Annotated in this window: 16 protein-coding genes; 3 read left to right on the top strand and 13 right to left on the bottom strand. The window is 71.3% G+C overall.

The window, feature by feature from the left end; all coding sequences use genetic code 11:
* Positions 1–63: 63 nt before the first annotated feature.
* Positions 64–1,389, top strand: a complete 1,326-nt coding sequence (locus ACH4EB_RS30605) for an MFS transporter (RefSeq protein WP_398351251.1) — start codon at positions 64–66, stop codon at positions 1,387–1,389.
* A 310-nt stretch (positions 1,390–1,699) separates the two neighbouring features.
* Here the strand turns inward: ACH4EB_RS30605 and ACH4EB_RS30600 are convergent, their stop codons facing one another.
* The 4 genes from ACH4EB_RS30600 to ACH4EB_RS30585 all read right to left on the bottom strand — a co-directional run bounded on the left by ACH4EB_RS30600 (position 1,700) and on the right by ACH4EB_RS30585 (position 5,990).
* The gene (locus ACH4EB_RS30600; protein WP_398351249.1) at positions 1,700–3,241 is read right to left on the bottom strand and encodes a hypothetical protein; all 1,542 of its coding nucleotides are present in this window, start codon (positions 3,239–3,241) and stop codon (positions 1,700–1,702) included.
* Positions 3,242–3,305: 64 nt separating this feature from the next.
* Entirely contained in the window at positions 3,306–4,319 is a 1,014-nt protein-coding gene (locus ACH4EB_RS30595; protein ID WP_398351248.1) for an ABC transporter substrate-binding protein, read from the bottom strand.
* A 152-nt stretch (positions 4,320–4,471) separates the two neighbouring features.
* Positions 4,472–5,251, bottom strand: coding sequence for an ABC transporter permease (locus ACH4EB_RS30590; protein WP_398351246.1), 780 nt, complete (start codon positions 5,249–5,251; stop codon positions 4,472–4,474).
* 4 nt (positions 5,252–5,255) lie between these two features.
* On the bottom strand, positions 5,256–5,990 hold the full coding sequence (locus ACH4EB_RS30585; protein ID WP_398351245.1) for an ABC transporter permease: 735 nt from the start codon (positions 5,988–5,990) through the stop codon (positions 5,256–5,258).
* Between the two features lie 194 nt (positions 5,991–6,184).
* On the opposite strand from ACH4EB_RS30585, the gene ACH4EB_RS30580 reads away from it, so the two are divergent.
* Positions 6,185–7,381, top strand: a complete 1,197-nt coding sequence (locus tag ACH4EB_RS30580; protein ID WP_398351243.1) for an ABC transporter ATP-binding protein — start codon at positions 6,185–6,187, stop codon at positions 7,379–7,381.
* Positions 7,382–7,712: 331 nt separating this feature from the next.
* Here the strand turns inward: ACH4EB_RS30580 and ACH4EB_RS30575 are convergent, their stop codons facing one another.
* From ACH4EB_RS30575 to ACH4EB_RS30550, 6 genes are all read right to left on the bottom strand, one after another.
* Complete coding sequence (locus ACH4EB_RS30575; RefSeq protein ID WP_398351242.1) at positions 7,713–8,195, bottom strand: DUF3180 domain-containing protein; 483 nt, start codon at positions 8,193–8,195, stop codon at positions 7,713–7,715.
* A gap of 150 nt (positions 8,196–8,345) precedes the next feature.
* Complete coding sequence (folK, locus tag ACH4EB_RS30570) at positions 8,346–8,939, bottom strand: 2-amino-4-hydroxy-6-hydroxymethyldihydropteridine diphosphokinase (RefSeq protein WP_398351241.1); 594 nt, start codon at positions 8,937–8,939, stop codon at positions 8,346–8,348.
* A complete protein-coding gene (gene folB, locus ACH4EB_RS30565; protein ID WP_030019216.1) occupies positions 8,936–9,295 on the bottom strand; it encodes a dihydroneopterin aldolase in 360 nt (119 codons plus the stop codon). Before folB ends, folK begins: the two co-directional genes overlap by 4 nt.
* Before the next feature lie 417 nt (positions 9,296–9,712).
* Complete coding sequence (locus ACH4EB_RS30560) at positions 9,713–10,204, bottom strand: nuclear transport factor 2 family protein (RefSeq protein ID WP_398351239.1); 492 nt, start codon at positions 10,202–10,204, stop codon at positions 9,713–9,715.
* Positions 10,201–11,121: a dihydropteroate synthase gene (gene folP, locus ACH4EB_RS30555; protein WP_398351237.1), complete on the bottom strand. Its 921-nt coding sequence runs from the start codon at positions 11,119–11,121 to the stop codon at positions 10,201–10,203. The genes ACH4EB_RS30560 and folP overlap by 4 nt, the downstream gene beginning before the upstream one ends.
* A gap of 79 nt (positions 11,122–11,200) precedes the next feature.
* Positions 11,201–13,045 (bottom strand): phosphatidylglycerol lysyltransferase domain-containing protein, encoded by a 1,845-nt coding sequence (locus ACH4EB_RS30550; protein WP_398351236.1) that lies wholly within the window; start codon positions 13,043–13,045, stop codon positions 11,201–11,203.
* Positions 13,046–13,185: 140 nt separating this feature from the next.
* On the opposite strand from ACH4EB_RS30550, the gene ACH4EB_RS30545 reads away from it, so the two are divergent.
* Positions 13,186–14,301, top strand: a complete 1,116-nt coding sequence (locus ACH4EB_RS30545; protein ID WP_398351235.1) for an alpha/beta hydrolase-fold protein — start codon at positions 13,186–13,188, stop codon at positions 14,299–14,301.
* A gap of 103 nt (positions 14,302–14,404) precedes the next feature.
* On the opposite strand, the gene folE is transcribed toward ACH4EB_RS30545, so the two are convergent.
* The 3 genes from folE to hpt all read right to left on the bottom strand — a co-directional run bounded on the left by folE (position 14,405) and on the right by hpt (position 18,074).
* A complete protein-coding gene (gene folE, locus ACH4EB_RS30540) occupies positions 14,405–15,010 on the bottom strand; it encodes a GTP cyclohydrolase I FolE (RefSeq protein ID WP_398351234.1) in 606 nt (201 codons plus the stop codon).
* A 226-nt stretch (positions 15,011–15,236) separates the two neighbouring features.
* The gene (gene ftsH, locus ACH4EB_RS30535; protein ID WP_398351232.1) at positions 15,237–17,249 is read right to left on the bottom strand and encodes an ATP-dependent zinc metalloprotease FtsH; all 2,013 of its coding nucleotides are present in this window, start codon (positions 17,247–17,249) and stop codon (positions 15,237–15,239) included.
* A 285-nt stretch (positions 17,250–17,534) separates the two neighbouring features.
* Positions 17,535–18,074: a hypoxanthine phosphoribosyltransferase gene (gene hpt / locus ACH4EB_RS30530; RefSeq protein WP_398351321.1), complete on the bottom strand. Its 540-nt coding sequence runs from the start codon at positions 18,072–18,074 to the stop codon at positions 17,535–17,537.
* Positions 18,075–18,106 lie beyond the last annotated feature (32 nt).

The raw sequence follows: 18,106 nt of genomic DNA, 5'->3' as shown, positions 1-18,106 counted from the left end.
GGTACTGTCTCGCGTTCCAGCAGACGGTACCGATCGGTACCATTACTCGGAGCCGGAGACCGCATGTCCCGCAACAGCGCGACCGATGAACCGCCGCCGTCCCCCACGCCGTTCCCGCCGCCCGCGCCGCCCGCGCCGCCTGCGGAGTCAGCGGCGCGCCCCGGGAGCGCGGTGGTGCCGCCCGTCCCCGGCACGGGAAACTGGCGTGTTCACGGAGCCCTGCTCGCCCTCGGAACGTTCGTCGTCGGCACCGACGCCTTCGTGATCGCCGGCGTCCTGCCCGACATCGCCGCCGACCTGCACATCGGGCTCGGCGCCGCCGGTCAGCTCGTCACCGTCTTCGCCCTCGCCTATGCGGTGCTCTCGCCGCTCCTCGCGGCGCTCACCGCCGGCTGGTCCCGGCGTACGGTCCTGATCACCGCGCTGATCGTCTTCGCACTCGGCAACGCGGCCACCGCGCTCGCCCCCAGCTACCCGCCGGCCCTGGCCGCCCGCGTCATCGCGGCGGCCGGCGCCGCGCTCTACACCCCGAACGCCTCGGCCACCGCCGCGGCCCTCGCGGGCGAGGCGGCCCGCGGACGTGCCTTCGCCCTGGTGAACACCGGGCTGACCTCGGCGCTGATCCTCGGGGCGCCGCTCGGCACCGCCATCGGCGGCGCGTACGGCTGGCGCACCACGATGTGGCTGGTCACCGCCCTGCCCCTGCTCGTCGTGCCGCTGCTCGCCGCCCGGCTGCCCCGCGTCCACACCGACACGCCCCGCGGCCTGCGCCGACGGCTCGCCCCACTGGCGGACCACGGCGTCCTGTACACGCTCGTCGTCACCGTCGTGGTGTTCGTCGGCATCTACATCCCCTTCGAGTACATCAGCGCCGTCTACGGGCCCGCGCTCGGTCATGGCGGTACGGGGAACGGCGGGGGCACAGCGGACGGAGCGGGTGGCGGAGACGGTCTGACGGCCGTCCTGCTGCTGGTCTTCGGCATCACCGGTACGGCGGGGAACCTGGTCGCCGGGCGCCTCGCCGACCGCTTCGGCCCGCGGCGGGTGGTCCTCGGCGCCGCGCTCGCGCTCACCGCGGTCTTCGGACTCGTACCGCTGAGCCGGGAGTGGCTGCCCGCCGCGCTGGTCGCGGTGGCGGTCTCCGGCTGGGTGTCGTTCTCGGTGACCACTCCGCAACAGCACCGGATCGCCGCGCTCGCCCCGCAGGCCCAGTCCGTGGCCGTCTCCCTCAACGCGGCCGCCATCTACCTCGCCGTGTCCCTGGCGGGCGGCCTGGGCGGCATCGGGCTGGAGACGGTGGGCGCGGCCCGGCTGCCGTGGCTGGCCGCCGGGTTCACCCTGGCCGCGGCCGTCCTGACGGCCGTACACCGGCCGAGGCGGATGGGGTGAGGGGCGGGACGGGCGAGGGCGAAGGGGGTGAGGGGCGAGACGGGCGAGGGGCGTACGGCGGGCCAGGCGTGCGCCGGGCGAGACGTACGGCGGGAGCCCCGTGACCGCGTCGTGGCGGCCCTGTCGGAACAGCCGGCCGTGACGACATGGCCATGCCCGAACAACCGGGCCGAAACAGCCGCCCACACAGCGGCCGGGCGCCCTGGACACGACGATGCGCCCGGCAGTGGCCTGCCTGCTGAAGGGCAGGGCCGCCACCACCGGGCGCACCGTCACGGACACGCGCGGACGCGTGCCCGCTGTCGCGGGGTCAGGAGGAAACCGCGCTGCGCAGTTCCGCCATGTCGATCTGCTCGGTCTCGTCGTGCGCGGTCAGGTCGATGACCTCGCCGCTGTCGGCGTCCGCAGCCGCAGCCGCAGCCGCAGCCGCGTCAGCATCCTCGGCCGTCTCGCCGTCCGCCGTCCCGGCCTTCGCCTCGGCCTTCACACCGGACCTGCCCTTGCCCGGCTTCCCGAGCTTCCCGGACTGCACGGGCTTCCCAGGCTCCCCGGACTGCACGGGCTTTCCGGTCTCCACGGACTTCCCGGACTGCACCTCGTCCGTCGTACGGGCCCGGCCGAGCGCCGACTGTTCGGCGACCGCCTCGTCGCCGACCACGTCGGCGAGGTCCTCCTCCAGTTCCCGTACCGGCTTCGGGCGTCGCGACACGGTCGACGGCACGCCCGTGCCCGGTCCGGTCCGCGGCTCCGCGTCCGGTACGGCGCCGGTGCCGGTGGCCGTCCCGAAGAAGTCGAAGCCGCCCTGCACCCGGGAGGCGGGCAGGCGCTGGGCCCGTACGGGCGCGATGACGGCCGCGGCGGCCGGAACCGAACGCAGCCCGGACGCCATCCCCGCACCCCGCTGCCCGGCTTCCTTCCCGGCACCCGTACCGATGGCCGTGTCAGCGGCGGTATCTGCGCCCTTGCCTGCACCCTTGCTGACAGTCGCGTCAGCGGCCGCGCCGACAGCCGCGTCGGCAGTCCCGGAAGCGGCAGGATCGGAGACGGCAGACCCGGAGTCCGCGGGCCCGGACGCGGCAGCCCCGGAGCCCGCGGGCCCGGACGCGGCGGGCTCGGGCGCGCCACGCTTCCGCGCCCCCGGCTTCGGCCCTCCGGGCTTCGGGGCGGCGGCCGTACGGGCTCGGCCGTGCGCGGCCGGACGCTCCGTGGCCGCCCCGGGATTCCCCTGGCCGTCCTCACCGTCCCGGGCCTGTGCGCTCTCCGCCTGGCGGGCCGCGTTGCGCGGCAACTGCCGCAGCGCTTCCGCCGCCCGGTGGTACATCACCGCGGTGAGCACGCCCGGCGCGCTGCCGTCCGGACCCGCCGCGGATCCGGCCGTCAGCTCCCTGGCGGGCGAGCCGGTCTCGATCGCGAGCAGCCTGCGGCCCTCCAGCGCGCTGGCGCGCTCGGTCTCGGCGGTGGCGTAGCGGCGCAGCAGCTCGGCGTGCTCGCTGCGCAGCCGGGCCAGCTCGGCCCGCTTGGACCGCAGCTTGGTGTCCAGCTTGCCGCGTATCCCGCGGGACTCCTCAAGGTCCGTTTCCAGCTCGGCTATGCGTTCGTCGGTCTTCCACTCGTCCCGCAACCGGGCGTTCTTCAGCTCGGCGACGCTCTTGCCTGCCGTACGGTCCCAGGCGCGCAGCAGCACGGAACCGGTGACCGCGGCGGCCGCCGCGCCCGTGGCGAGCACGCGCTGTGCCAGGTCGTCACCGACGAACCAGACGCCCGAGGCGCAGGCTAGGGACGCACCGGCGACCGTGACGGGGGGAAGAAGCCGGTGCAGGGGTGGCGAATGGCGGTGGCGTCCTCGTGGCATGGCCTGAAACTTACCGTGCGTGCGGGACCTATGGGGCCCCGCCCGCCGGTTCGTTTCCCGGTGGTTACTTCTTCGCCAGTCCCTTCGACTCCAGATATGCGCGCGCCACATCCGTGGGCTTCTGCCGTTCCGCGTCGACCTTGCGGTTCAGATCGATCAGATCGTCGGTCGTCAGCTTGTCCGTGAGCTTGCCGAGAGCCGCCTCGATCTCCTTGTCGCCGGCGCTCTTGGCATTCACCACGGGCAGCACATTGTCGGCATTCTGCAGCTTCTTGTCGTCCTTCAGCAGGACCAGTCCGAAGTTGTCGAGTGTGGCGTCCGTCGTCGTGGTCAGCACCATCTGGTCCGTGCCGTCCTTGACGGCCTGCTTGGCCTGGGTGGTGCCGACCCCCTTCGGGTCGATGCCCGTCACATCTATGCCGTACACCTTCTCCAGGCCCGGCTTGCAGAACGGCCGTGTCTCGCACTCCTCGCCCGCTGCCAACTTGATCTTCTGCTTGGACCGGCCGAGGTCGGAGAGCGTCTTGAGGTGGTACCGGTCGGCGAATTCCTTGGTCACCGCGAACGCGTTCTGGTCCGTCGCCGCGCCGGCCGGCAGCACCTTCAGTCCGCGGGGCTCCGCGAGTGCCTTCAGCGCGGTGACCGTCCTGCCGATGTCACTGGAGGCGACGGGCTTCGCGTCCGGCCCGTTCTTCTTGGCGTTGAGGAATTCGGCGAGGGTCGAGGCATATTCCGGTACGACGTCGATCTGGCCCTTCTCCAGCGCCGGCTCGTACAGCTCACGATTGGCGAGCGTCTTGACGGTCGCGTGGTATCCCGCATCGGAAAGGATCTTGGAATAGATCTCCGCGAGCACCTTCGACTCGGTGAAACCGGCCGAGCCGATGACGATGTCCCCCTTCCCGCCACCGCTCTCGGCGCCGCCCTTCTCCTCCAGGCTCTTCCCCCCGCAGGCGGCCAGCCCACCCGCCAGCGCGACCACGGTGCCCACGGCGAGCGCGGTCCGCGCCGTACGGGACGGTCTCCGGCCGTGGGTGTGGGTGGGGCGGTGGCGCTGGCTGTTCGGGTCCTGGTTCATACCGGTTCACCATCCAATGAGGAGAAAAAAGTTCATGTGCGGGCACGGCTGCGGGTGCGGGTGCGCGGGAGGCCAGGGGTCGGTCGGCAGCCTCGTCGCTGGGTCAGGGCACCCCGTCCACCCGGCCCACCCCGTCAGCGCGCTCTTCGGGCTCACGCGGGACTCCCGGCCCTGGCCGCGTCGTCACCCGTCGCCCGGGCCTTCCGGCCGCCGGTCCCGGGGCCACGGCCCCGGCCTTGGCCCCGCCCCCGCCCCCGCCCCCGGCTCCGGCTCCGGCGCATCGGGTCGAAGGCCCGGTCCGTCAGGATCAGCAGCCCTTCGACCAGCAGCGCCAGTACGGCGACCAGCACCGCGCCCGCGACCACCTGCGGGGTGTTGTAGTTGCCGAAGCCGGCGGTGATGATGCGGCCGATGCCGCCGCCGCCCGCGAGCGCGGCCAGCGTCGCCGTGGCCACCACCTGGACGCCGGCCGACCGCAGGCCCGTCATGATCAGCGGGTAGGCGAGGGGCAGCTCGACCCGCAGCAGCAACTGCCGCCCGGACATGCCCATTCCGCGCGCCGCCTCGACCACGTCCCGGTCGGCCTCCCGCATCCCCACGTACGCGTTGGTCAGCAGCGGCGGCACCGCGAACAGCACCAGCGCGATGATCGTCGGCCAGTCCCCCGCCGTCCCCAGCGGACTGAGCGTCAGCAGGACCAGTACGGCGAACGTCGGGACCGCACGCCCCACGTTGGAGATGTTGACCGCCAGCGCCCCGCCCTTGCCGATGTGGCCCAGACACAGGGCGACCGGCAGGGCTATGAGGCAGGAGATCGCCAGGCACATCGCGCTGAGGTAGACATGTTCGCCGAGGCGGTGCCACACCCCTTTCTCACCAACCCAGTTGGCCGAGGCCGCCAGCCAGTCCCAAGCGCCCGTCATCGCGTCCATCGCCTCACACCACCGCCTTCTTCGCCCGGCCCGCCGTCCGCCGCTCGCGCCGCGCGCGCGACCGCGCCCGCGCCTGCGCCCGGGTCCACGGCGTCAGCAGCCGCTGAAGGCCGATCAACAGCACGTCGGCGACCACCGCCAGCAGCACACACAGCACCGAGGCCGTCAGCACCTCCGCCTTGAAGAAGCCCTCCATGCCGCTGGATATGAGGTTCCCTAGGCCGCCGTAGCCGACCACGGCGCCGATCGTCGTCATCGCGACCGTCGAGACCGTCGCGATACGCAACCCGGCCGTCAACGCGGGGAGTGCCAGCGGGAGTTCGACACCGAACAGCAGCTTCACGGGGCCGTAGCCCATACCGCGCGCCGCCTCGCGGACCTCCTGCGGCACCGACTCCAGGCCGGCGAGGATGTTGCGCACCAGGATCGTCAGCGAATACAGCACCAGGCCCGTGACGACCACGGCGGCCGAGACACCGAAAACCGGGGTCAGCAGGGCGAACATCGCCAGCGACGGCACCGTGTACAGAACCGTCGTCAGGCCGAGGACCGGGCCCGCGGCGGCCCGCCAGCGGCGGGCCAGGAGCGCCAGCGGAAAGGCGATCAGCAGCCCGATGACGACGGACACCAGCGTGATCCCCACATGCTGGACGGTCGCGTCCAGCAACTCCTGGCTGCGCGTCCGGACATACTCACCGCAGATCCAGTCGTTCGCCTCCAGGCAGCTCTGCGCACTCACCCGCGGTCACCTCCCCCGCCCTGTCGCTCACATTTTCGGTGACTGTCTGCGACCCTATCCCCCACCACTGACAATCCGACCGGCCCGCCATCCAGTCGTCACAAGTCACACGCGACGGGACGGATTCCGCGGGCAGGGGCCGAAGGGCACAGCGCGCCTACCCGGCCGGCGACCGTCCACACTGGGGAACCACCATGATCCGATTCGAGCACGTCACCAAGAGCTACGCCGACGGCACCACCGCCGTCGACGACCTCTCGTTCGAGGTCGCGGAGGGCGAGCTGGTCACGCTCGTCGGGCCGTCGGGCTGTGGCAAGACCACGACGATGAAGATGGTCAACCGGCTCATCGAACCGACCAGCGGCCACATCTACCTCGACGGTGCCGACATATCGACCATCGACCCCGTCGAACTGCGCCGCCGTATCGGCTACGTCATCCAGCAGGTCGGTCTCTTCCCGCACAAGACCGTGCTGGACAACACCGCGACCGTCCCGCACCTGCTCGGCTGGCCGCGCAAGAAGGCCAGGGACCGCGCCGCCGAACTCCTCGACCTGGTCGGCCTGGACCCCGCGCAGTACGGGGACCGCTACCCCGACCAGCTCTCCGGCGGGCAGCGCCAGCGCGTCGGCGTCGCCCGCGCGCTCGCCGCCGACCCGCCCGTCCTGCTGATGGACGAGCCGTTCGGCGCGGTCGACCCGGTCGTGCGCGAGCACCTCCAGACGGAGTTTTTGCGCCTGCAGTCCACGCTCCACAAGACCGTGCTCTTCGTCACCCACGACATCGAGGAAGCGGTACGGCTCGGTGACCGCATCGCCGTCTACGGGGCCGGCCGCGTCGAGCAGTTCGACACCCCGGCCACGGTGCTGGGCGCGCCGGCCACCCCGTACGTCGCGGAGTTCGTCGGCGCGGACCGCGGGCTCAAGCGGCTCTCGGTGACACCGATCGAGACCGGCGACCTGGAGCAGCCGCCGGTGGTCCGGCTCGACGACGACGCGGCGCGGGCCGCGGCACGGCTCGCCGAGGAGGGTGCGGCGTGGGCCGTGGTCCTCGACGCGGACGGCGGCCTGCACGGTTGGGTCTCGGCGGCGGGGCTGGAGGCCGCCGGCGCCGGGCGCGCCGAGGGTTCCGGGAAGCCGGCGGGCGGGCGGGACGTGCGGGATCACGCTCGGCGCATGGACGCGTGGCTGCCGCTCGGGGCGCCGTTGAAGCAGGCGTTCAGCACGATGCTCCAGCACGACGCCGGGTGGATCGCGGTGCTGGAGGAAGAACGGTTCCTCGGCGTACTGACGCCGACCGGGCTGCATGCCGCACTGCGGCGGTCCACGGCGGCCGACGCGGGGCACGCGGCGCGTGATGAGGTCGTGGTGGAGAGCGTGCCCAGTGCGTAGCCGCGGGGCAGTTCGCGGGCAGGAGGGAGCGCGGCGGCTCGCGCAGCAGGAAGACGGGCGGCGGCTCGCGCGGCGCGAGGACGGGAGCCGGCCCGGGCCGCCACCCGGGCACGGACCGGTTCGGACCGGTCCGGGTCGGCTCGGACCGGTTCGCCCCGTCCGGACCAGGGACATCGCAACCCGGCGGCCACTCGCCCTCGAACGCCGGACGGCTGACGGCTGACGGCTGACGGCTGACGGCTGACGGCTGACGGCTGACGGCTGACGGCTGACGGCTGACGCTCCACCTCGCCGTCACACCCCGCCCCGCCACCCCGGGCCCTGAAAAGCCCTACGCCGCGCTGGCTCCCGCCTCGTCGTCGTCCTCCGGGAGCTTGCACACGCGCTCCAGGAAGAGGGCGGCCGCCACCACGGCCGCGCCGGCCAGGACCGAGAGGCCCGCGTGGATGGCCTGGTCGCGGCGGGGCTCGACGTCGAGGCCCGTGGTCAGCAGGAAGACGCCGACGCCGCCGTACAGACCGGCCACCAGGGCGGCCACCAGGGCGCTCGCCTGACCGAAGACGACGGCGCGGGCGGCGACCAGCGGGTCGACGCCCCGGGCGTCGGGCCGGCGCTCGCGCTGGGCCTTCAGACGGGAGCGCAGGGACACGGCGGTGGCGGCCAGGACGGCGGCGATCAGGGCCAGTACGACGGGGGCGGCCACCGGCACGCCGGGGAGCGTGCCGAAGGAGTCCCACAGCCTGGCGCCGGCCCAGGCCAGCACCCCGGCCGCCAGGAACAGCCCGACCAGCACCTTGATGTGTAGCTGCTTCACCGAGCGTTCGCCCCTTGTGCCTTCGTCCTCGTATGTGTGGTGCGGTATGCGGATATGCGCATGGTCCCGCGGAGTTGGTGCGCAGACGGCAGGTCCGGTGCCGTACGGGCCGTCCGAAGACGCTCGCGTCCGTACCCACCGGCCCAACGACTATTCGGGCAGCCGCAGTTCCAGGTCCACCCGCGGCAGGACGCCCTCGCGGCCGACGGCCGAGAGCAGTTCCGCCACCGTGCCGCGGCCCGGGACCTCCGCCTCCGGGTCGACGTCGTGCCACGGCACCAGCACGAAGGCGCGCTCATGGGCCCGCGGGTGGGGCAGGGTCAGCAGCGGGTCCTCGGAGACGACGTCCTGGTACGCCAGGATGTCGACGTCGATCGTGCGCGGCCCCCAGCGCTCGTCGCGGACCCGCTCGAAGGCCTCCTCGATGGCGTGTCCGCGCTCCAGCAGCGAGGTGGGCGGCAGGGTCGTCTTGATGAGCACCACCGCGTTGAAGTACGTCGGCTGCGAGCCCGGGTCGACGCCCCACGGCTCGGTCTCGTACACCGGCGAGACGGCCTTGACGCGGACACCCGGGGTGTCCTCCAGCGCGTCGATGGCGCCCTGAAGGGTCTCCAGGCGGTTGCCGAGGTTGCTGCCGAGGGAGATCACGGCGCGTTTCGGGTTGGAGAGCGTCACGTCCGCGGCGTCCACCCGCTCCACCACGGACGTGGGCACCGGCTGCACGGTCGGGTCACTGCTGGTCATACTCGGCTCCGGGTGATGGTGATGGTCACGTCGTCAAAGGGGACGGTGATCGGGGCGTCCGGCTTGTGGACGACCACCTCCACCTCCTGCACCCCCTCGTGCTTGAGGCACTGGCCGGCGATGCGCTCCGCGAGCGTCTCGATGAGGTCGACGGGCTCGCCCTCCACGACGGCCACGACCTCCTCCGCCACGACGCCGTAATGCACGGTCTTCGCGAGGTCGTCGGTCGCCGCGGCCGGGCGGGTGTCCAGGCCCAGCACCAGGTCCACGATGAAGGTCTGCCCCTCTTCGCGTTCCCGGGGAAAGACCCCGTGGTGCCCTCGGGCCTTCAGCCCACGCAGCGCGACACGATCCACGCGAATCACACTCCCACTGGTCCCATTGGCACCTCTGGTACCACTGATCGTCGGAATTGCGGGCGGGGACCAGAGACTCGTCCGGCATGCCGCCCCATCATCGAATCTACCTGCGAGCACCGACAGTGCTTGCCCACGGGGGCCATGGACAACGCCCCCGTACGACTGCTAGGCGGCTCTGCTGGGGCGTTCACGCAGTCGTCCGCGCGGCCACTACCCGTGGGCCCGCGGTCCCACCCCTACCCGTGCGGCACTTGGCTCGAACGGGTGCGCCGAAGTCGACCCTGCTGACGCTTCCCGCTGACGGACCCGGCGGCGCCGCCGCAGGCCGCCGGCCTGGCGACGGTCACCGTATGTCCACGGAACGGCCACACAGCCCCGCAGGAACCGCGCGAAGACTTCACCCGAGTTTCACGTTCAGACCCCGCCGCCCACGCCTCCGGCGCCCGGCCCGTCGCCGTCGCCGGCATCCCCGTCCCCGTCCTCGTCGTCCTGGTCCGCCAGGACGGGAGAGCCGTGGTGCGACCAGACCCGCCAGCCCTCCTCCGTACGCCGGAAGACGTTGGTCGCGACGACGAGCTGGCCGATCAGCGGCCCGACCGAGCCGTCCTCCTCCGCGGGCCCGCCGCTGAGGATGTTCTCGGTGCAGGTGACCAGCGCGGTGTCGCCGAGGACGTCGATCTCCACATCCGTCAGGAAGAACTGGATGTACTCGGTGTTCGCCATGATCAGGGCGTACGAGCGCAGTACCTCGCCGCGCCCGCGCAGCACCGGCCAGCCCGGGTGCACCACGCTCACCTGGCCGTCCATCCACATCTCGGACATGGCCGCGTGGTCACCGCGCTCCATGGCCTCGTACAGGTCGGTGTTCGCCTGCTCGACCAGTTCGATGTCCGTACGTGGACTCACACCGCTCCCGTCGCGTCCGCCGCACCCGCGGCGCCCGTCACACTCGTCCCGCCCGTCCGTACCGCCGCGCCCTCCACGGCACGGGCGACCCGCACCGCGTCCGCGCTCGCGCGCACCTCGTGCACCCGCACCGCCCAGGCTCCCTCCCGCGCGACCATCGCCGACACCGCGGCCGTCGCCGCGTCCCGCTCGCGGGCGGGCGGCGGAGCGGCCTGGGTGTCCCCTGCCAGCACCCTGCCCAGGAAACGTTTGCGCGAAGCGGCCACCAGCAGCGGGCGGCCCAGCTCCCGCAGCCGCGCCAGGTGCGCGATCAGCGCGAGGTCGTGCCCGGCCTCCTTGGCGAAGCCCAGTCCCGGGTCGACGACGATGCGCTCGGGGCCGATGCCGCCGTCGACCGCCCGGTCCAGGCTCTGGCGCAGCTCGCCGAGCACCTCGGAGACGACGTCCCCGTACACGGCCCGGTTGTTCATGTCGATGGACCGGCCGCGCCAGTGCATGACCACGAACGGCACCCCGGCCGCGGCGACCACCGGCACCATCGCCGGGTCGGCCGCGCCCGCGCTGACGTCGTTGACCAGCCGCGCGCCGGCCGCCACGGCCTGCTCGGCCACCGAGGCGCGCATGGTGTCCACGGACACCACGGCCCCGGCGGCGCACAGCTCCCGTACGACGGGGACGACCCGGCGCAGTTCCTCCGCCTCGTCCACCCGGGCCGCGCCGGGACGCGTCGACTCGCCGCCCACGTCCACCAGGTCGGCGCCCTGCGCCACCAGGTCCAGGCCGTGCTTGACGGCCAGCTCGGTGTCGAACCACTGCCCGCCGTCGGAGAACGAGTCGGGCGTCACGTTCACCACGCCCATCACCGCGCAGCGGTCCCAGTCCGGAAGTCCGGCCACCCGGCCGCGCAAGGTACTCATGTCCCCAGCCTAGGCGTCCGCGGTACGGGGGCCGCCCACCCCCGGGCGGGGCGGGCGGCAGTCCCGGGGCGCGGCGTCGCTACGCCGCCGGCTCGACGGCGTCCGCGCTGATCGGCGCCTTGGTGTGCGCGCACGGGCGCGGCTCGGGAGCCTTCTTGCGGCGCAGCGCGCGGGGCAGGCCCAGCTCCAGGTAGCCCTCGGCCTGGAGCGCGGCCAGGCCGATGCGCGGGATGTCCCGGCTGTTGCGGAAGACCACGAAGCGGGGCTCCCAGCGCGGGCGGAACTTGTCGTTGAACTTGTACAGCGACTCGATCTGGTACCAGCGGGACAGGAAGATCAGCATGCCGCGCCAGATCCGGATGACCGGCCCCGCGCCCAGCTTCTCGCCGCGCTCCAGGGAGGAGCGGAAGACCGCGAAGTTCAGCGACACCTGCTTGATCTTCAGGTCCGGGGCCGCCTGGAGGGAGGCGACGATCAGCAGCTCGTTCATGCCGGGGTCGGCGGCGCGGTCGCGGCGCATCAGCTCCAGCGAGATGCCGTCCTTGCCCCACGGTACGTAGTGCTGCATGGCCTTCAGGTCGCCGAACGGGCCGGGCTCCGCGCCCTCGGCCGGCGCCAGGTGGGCGGTGGCGATCACCGCGTCGCCGTCCCGCTCCGCGTCGATGCGGCCCAGCGCCATGGAGAAGCCGCGCTCGGTGTCGGTGTCGCGCCAGGCGTCGGCGGCCTTCTGGACGCGCGCCAGCTCCTCGGGCGCCAGGTCGCGCACGCGCCGGACCCGGGTCTCGTAACCGTTGCGCTCGATGCGCTTGACCATCTGGCGTACGTTGCGCATCGACCGGCCGGTGAGGGTGAAGTCCGCCACGTCGACTATCGCCTCGTCGCCCAGCTCCAGCGCGTCCATGCCGGTCTCGCGGGTCCAGACCTGGCCGCCGGTCTCGCTGCACCCGGTGACGGCGGGGGTCCAGGAGTGCGCGCGGGCCTCCTCCATGAAGCGCTCGATGGCGCCCGGCCAGGCCTCCACATCGCCGATCGGGTCGCCGCTGGCGAGCATCACGCCGGATATCACCCGGTAGCAGACGGCGGCCTTGCCGGTCGGCGAGAAGACCACGCCCTTGTCGCGGCGGAGCGCGAAGTAGCCGAGGGAGTCGCGGCCGCCGTGCCTGGCGAGCAGCTCCCGGAGCTGTTCCTCGTCCTGCTCGGTGAGCCGGGCGGCCGGGTGCTCGGGGCGGAAGGCCAGGTAGGCGGTGGTGGCGACGGTCAGCAGGCCGAGCGCGCCGAGGGAGTAGCCGACGGTGTAGTCGACGTCGTTCACGTACCGGACCGGGCCCTCGAAGCCGAAGAGGCCCCACATGACGTGCTTGAGCCGCTCCCACACCGTCGGATCGCCGACGATCTTGTGCGGGTGGGAGTTCACGATCACCAGGCCGAGGCCGAAACTGATGCCGCCGAGGGCGATGAGGTTCAGCAGCGCCTTCACCCGGCTGCGCGGGTCCGGCAGGGCCCCGAAGGCGCGCCGGTGCCACACCAGGAAGGCCAGCAGGGCCAGCGAGAGGGCCGCTCCGACGATGGAGTGGCGGTAGACGAGCTGGGCCGCGATGCCCACCGGGAGCAGCGCGACGGCCGCCACCCAGGCCCGGCGCTTACGCCGTTTGAGCCCGTGGGCGAGCATCAGCAGCAGGATTCCGACGACGATGGAGGAGGCCGCTGCCAGAGCGCTCACGGTGCCCGGCAGGACCTCCGCCAGGGCATGGAGCCTGCTGTGCCGGAAGCGGGGAAAGAGCCCGGCAACCAGGTTCAGCAGTCCGACGACCGCTCCGGCCGTCCCCACCAATGGCGGCACCTTTTCCGGGCGGGGGCCGCGCAGCCAGCGTGGCGGACGCCACGCAACCGTCCCGGACTTTTCGCCATCTAGCCTGTCAGACATTACTTTCCCGTCGCCCCGGTCGAGAGAACGTGCGAGTCTTAGTCGCAGCATCTGGACTTTTGCGCCCTGTATGACGGCGTTTCAGGGCCCGGGGTTCCATCTGCGGCACGGATGACCGGCCGCCCGGAAGAAAGCACCACATGGGTCTCACCAGCAAAAAAGTGCTGCTCTTGGCCGTCCTTTTCGCGGTAGCACTCTTTGTTCTCACCATCTGGCTGTGGCCGCGCCTGTCCCGGCAGAACTGGCGCACGGTCCTCGGCCGCATCGGCCTGCTGCTGGCGACCCAGCTCTCGATCTTCGCCTCGATCGGCCTCTTCGCGAACAACTCGTTCGGTTTCTACGCATCGTGGGCGGACCTGTTCGGCCAGGAACAGGAGCCGGGCGTGGTGACGAATTACGAGACCGGGCCGAACGGCACCAAGCTGAAGATGCTCGGCAGCGAGCACGTCGGCGTACCCGGCGGGTCGAAACCGCAGGTGGGCGGCCGGATAGACCAGGTCGTGCTCAAGGGCGAGAAATCCAAGATCAACAGCCCGGCCTTCGTGTACCTGCCGCCGCAGTACTTCCAGCCGAAGTACGCGAAGAAGCGCTTCCCCGCCTCCGTGGTGCTGACCGGCTACCCGGGCACCGCACAGGCCCTCTACAAGAAGCTGCACTTCCCGCAGACCCAGCACGAGCTGGTCCGCAAGAAGAAGATGCAGCCGACGATACTGGTGATGATGCGCCCGACCGTGGTGCCGCCGCGGGACACCGAGTGCGTGGACATACCGAACGGTCCGCAGACCGAGACGTTCTTCACCCATGACGTGCGGCACGGCATAGCCAGCCACTACCGGGTGGGCACCGACGCCAGGAACTGGGGCGTCATGGGGGACTCCACGGGCGGCTACTGCGCCCTGAAGATGCCGATGCGCCACCCGCAGGCCTACTCCACCGGCGTGGCCCTCTCCGGGGCGTACAAGGCCCCGCTCGACGCCTCGACCGGCGCGCTCTTCGGCGGCGACAAGCAACTGGAGCGGGAGAACAACCTGCTGTGGCGGCAGCAGAACCTGCCCGCGGCCCCGGTGAACCTCCTCGTCACCTCCAGCAAGCAGGGCGAGGACAACTACAAGGACACGCTGAAGTTCATCCAGCAGACCAAGTCCCCCGGCCGGATCGCGTCGATCATCCTCGACAGCGGCGGCCACAACTTCAACACCTGGCGCCGTGAGATACCCGCCGCCTTGGAGTGGCTGGGCGGCCACCTCAAGGCGTAGCGGGACCACCGCCCCTGGGGGCTGTGCACGACGCGGGCGGGGCCCGGTGGATGTCCACCGGGCCCCGCCCGCGTTCCACGGCGGCTCGGCCGTCCGTGACGGCTCAGCGGGCCAGGATCAGGCTCATCGCCTCGGCGCGGGTCGAGGCGTCCCGCAACTGGCCGCGTACGGCCGAGGTGGTCGTCTTGGCGCCCGGCTTGCGTATTCCGCGCACCGACATGCACATGTGCTCGGCCTCGATCACCACGATGGCGCCGCGGGCCTCCAGGATGCGCATCAGGGAGTCCGCGATCTGCGTGGTGAGGCGTTCCTGCACCTGCGGGCGGCGGGCGAAGACCTCGACGAGGCGGGCCAGCTTGGACAGGCCGGTGATCTTGCCGTTGTCGGCCGGGATGTAGCCGACGTGCGCGACGCCGTGGAAGGGCAGCAGGTGGTGCTCGCACAGCGAGACGATCTCGATGTCCTTGACCAGCACCATCTCGTCGTGACCGAGGTCGAAGGTGGTCGTCAGGACGTCCTCGGGCTCTTGGCGCAGGCCGGCCAGGATCTCCTTGTACGCCCGCGCTACCCGCGCCGGCGTCTCCAGCAGGCCCTCCCGGTCCGGGTCCTCGCCGACAGCGATCAGCAGCTCACGCACGGCGTTCTCGGCGCGCTTCTCGTCGAACTCGCCGATCGTGCCGTCGCCGTCCAGCGTCACCGGATCGGTCATCTCGTGCCTCGTTCCTGTTGCGCCCGCTCCACACGCGGAGTACCACACGTCCAGGCTAGAACCCGTGAGGCGCCACATTCATTCCGGGGCCGCTGTGGGCCCCTGCCGCGTCCGGCGCACCGGGCCGCCGACGACGAGCACCGGGCCCGTACGGAAGATTCCGTACGGGCCCGGTGTGCTTCCGGGCGGACCCGGTCGCGAGGTGCTGCCACCGCTCGGTGCGCGGTCAGACCTCGGGGTTCTTCTGGTCCTCGGCGGCCTCGGTCTTGTCCGTCGAGACGGTCGTCGAGGGGGCGGAGCCGTTGGCCGGCGCCAGCTCCTTCGGCGACAGCACCGGCGGGCGCGTCGACGGCGTACGCCGCGAGGAGCCGGTCCACGCCGGGCGGGCCGGGCGCTTGACGATGTGCTTGAAGACCTCGGCGACCTCTTCCTTGTTCAGCGTCTCCTTCTCCAGGAGCTGCAGAACCAGGTTGTCGAGCACGTCGCGGTTCTCGACCAGGATCTCCCACGCCTCGTTGTGCGCGGTCTCGATGAGCTTCTTGACCTCTTCGTCGACCAGCGCGGCGACCTCTTCGGAGTAGTCGCGCTGGTGGCCCATCTCACGGCCGAGGAACGGCTCGGAGTTGTCGGAGCCGAACTTGATCGCGCCGAGCCGCTCGGTCATGCCGTACTGGGTGACCATGGCACGGGCCGTCGCGGTCGCCTTCTCGATGTCGTTCGCGGCGCCGGTGGTCGGGTCGTGGAAGACCAGTTCCTCGGCCGCGCGGCCACCGAGCATGTACGCGAGCTGGTCGAGCATCTCGTTGCGCGTGGTCGAGTACTTGTCCTCGTCCGGGAGGACCATGGTGTAGCCCAGGGCCCGGCCGCGGGACAGGATCGTGATCTTGTGGACCGGGTCCGAGTTCGGGGAAGCGGCCGCGACCAGGGCGTGTCCGCCCTCGTGGTACGCGGTGATCTTCTTTTCCTTCTCGGACATGATGCGGGTCCGCTTCTGCGGTCCGGCCACCACGCGGTCGATCGCCTCGTCCAGGAACTTGTTGTCGATCAGCTTGGCGTCGCTGCGGGCCGTCAGCAGGGCGGCCTCGTTCAGTACGTTCGACAGGTCGGCACCGGTGAAGCCGGGGGTGCGCTTGGCGACGGCCGACAGGTCGACGTCCGGCGCGACCGGCTTGCCCTTCTGGTGGACCTTGAGGATCTCCAGACGGCCCTGCATGTCCGGGCGGTCGACGGCGATCTGCCGGTCGAACCGGCCGGGGCGCAGCAGCGCCGGGTCCAGGATGTCCGGACGGTTCGTGGCGGCGATCAGGATGACACCGCCCTTGACGTCGAAGCCGTCCATCTCGACGAGGAGCTGGTTCAGCGTCTGCTCGCGCTCGTCGTGGCCGCCGCCGAGGCCCGCGCCGCGGTGCCGGCCGACGGCGTCGATCTCGTCGACGAAGACGATCGCCGGGGCGTTCGCCTTGGCCTGTTCGAACAGGTCGCGGACCCGGGAGGCACCGACACCGACGAACATCTCGACGAAGTCGGAGCCGGAGATCGAGTAGAACGGCACGCCCGCCTCGCCGGCGACGGCGCGCGCGAGCAGCGTCTTGCCCGTACCCGGCGGGCCGTACAGCAGCACGCCCTTGGGGATCTTGGCGCCGACGGCCTGGAACTTCGAGGGCTCCTGGAGGAACTCCTTGATCTCCTGGAGCTCCTCGACCGCCTCGTCCGACCCAGCGACGTCCGAGAACGTCGTCTTCGGTGTGTCCTTGGTGATCAGCTTGGCCTTGGACTTCCCGAAGTTCATCACCCGGGAGCCGCCGCCCTGCGTCTGATTCAGCAGGAACAGGAAGACGACCGGGATGAGGATGAAGGGAAGCAGCGTCACCAGCATGCTGAGGAACGGGTTCTGCTTCGACGGGGAGACGGTGTAACCGTCCTTGATCTCGCCGGTCTGGTACCTGGCCTGCAGAGTCTTGGCCAGGTCGACGCCCTGGTCGCCGATGTAGCTCGCCTGGAGCTTGTTGGAGCCGTCGACCTTGTTGTCGCCCGACAGCTCGACCTTGATCTTGTTCTCGTCGCCGGTCGTCAGCTCGGCGGATTTCACCTTGTTGTCAGTGATCGCCTTGACGACCTGACCGGTGTCCACCGTCTTGTAGCCGCCGGACGAGCCGACGACCTGCATCAACACGACCACGGCGAGGACGGCCAGCACGATCCACATGACCGGCCCACGGAAGTATCGCTTCACGTCCATCCATACGGAGCCGTCCGGCCCCGTCCCTCCTGCCACAGTGAGGCACAACAGCCCTGTGGAGGGCTGGTCGTGCGTACGGTGTATTACTGGCCCGAAAAAAGACTGACCTTCGGACGGTACCCCAGCATTGTCACCCGACGACGCCGCCCACGGTTAACAATGCAGCTTCGGATGCCGTTCTCCCTGCTCCAACGGCGGGAGACCGCACAGGGTTCCCGCCGCCGGGCAGCGGTCGGTCCGGGGCCCCGGCCGCGTTCGGACGGCGGCCGGGCGGGCCGGCGCCGCTCAGCCGCCGTAGACGTGCGGCGCGAGCGTGCCCACGAACGGCAGGTTGCGGTACTTCTCCGCGAAGTCCAGGCCGTAGCCGACGACGAACTCGTTGGGGATGTCGAAGCCGATCCACTTCACATCGATGGAGACCTTCGCCGCGTCCGGCTTGCGCAGCAGCGTGCACACCTCAAGGCTGGCGGGCTCGCGGGAGCCGAGGTTCGACAGCAGCCAGGACAGCGTCAGGCCGGAGTCGATGATGTCCTCGACGATCAGGACGTGCTTGCCCTTGATGTCGGTGTCCAGGTCCTTGAGGATGCGGACCACTCCGGAGGACTGGGTGCCCGCGCCGTACGACGACACGGCCATCCAGTCCATCGTGACGGGGTTGGACAGCGCGCGCGCCAGGTCCGCCATGACCATCACGGCGCCCTTGAGGACGCCGACCAGGAGCAGGTCCTTGCCCGCGTACTCCGCGTCGATCTTCGCAGCCAGCTCCGCCAGCTTCGCGTCGATCTCTTCCTTGCTGATGAGCACCGACTGAAGGTCGGAACCCATGTCCTTGTCGTCCACCCGTGCCACTCTCGCTC

This window comes from Streptomyces sp. NPDC018045, from assembly GCF_044327445.1.
Lineage (GTDB): Bacteria > Actinomycetota > Actinomycetes > Streptomycetales > Streptomycetaceae > Streptomyces.
The sequence above is the reverse complement of the archived record's forward strand: the minus strand, read 5'-3'. Positions and strand labels throughout refer to the sequence as shown.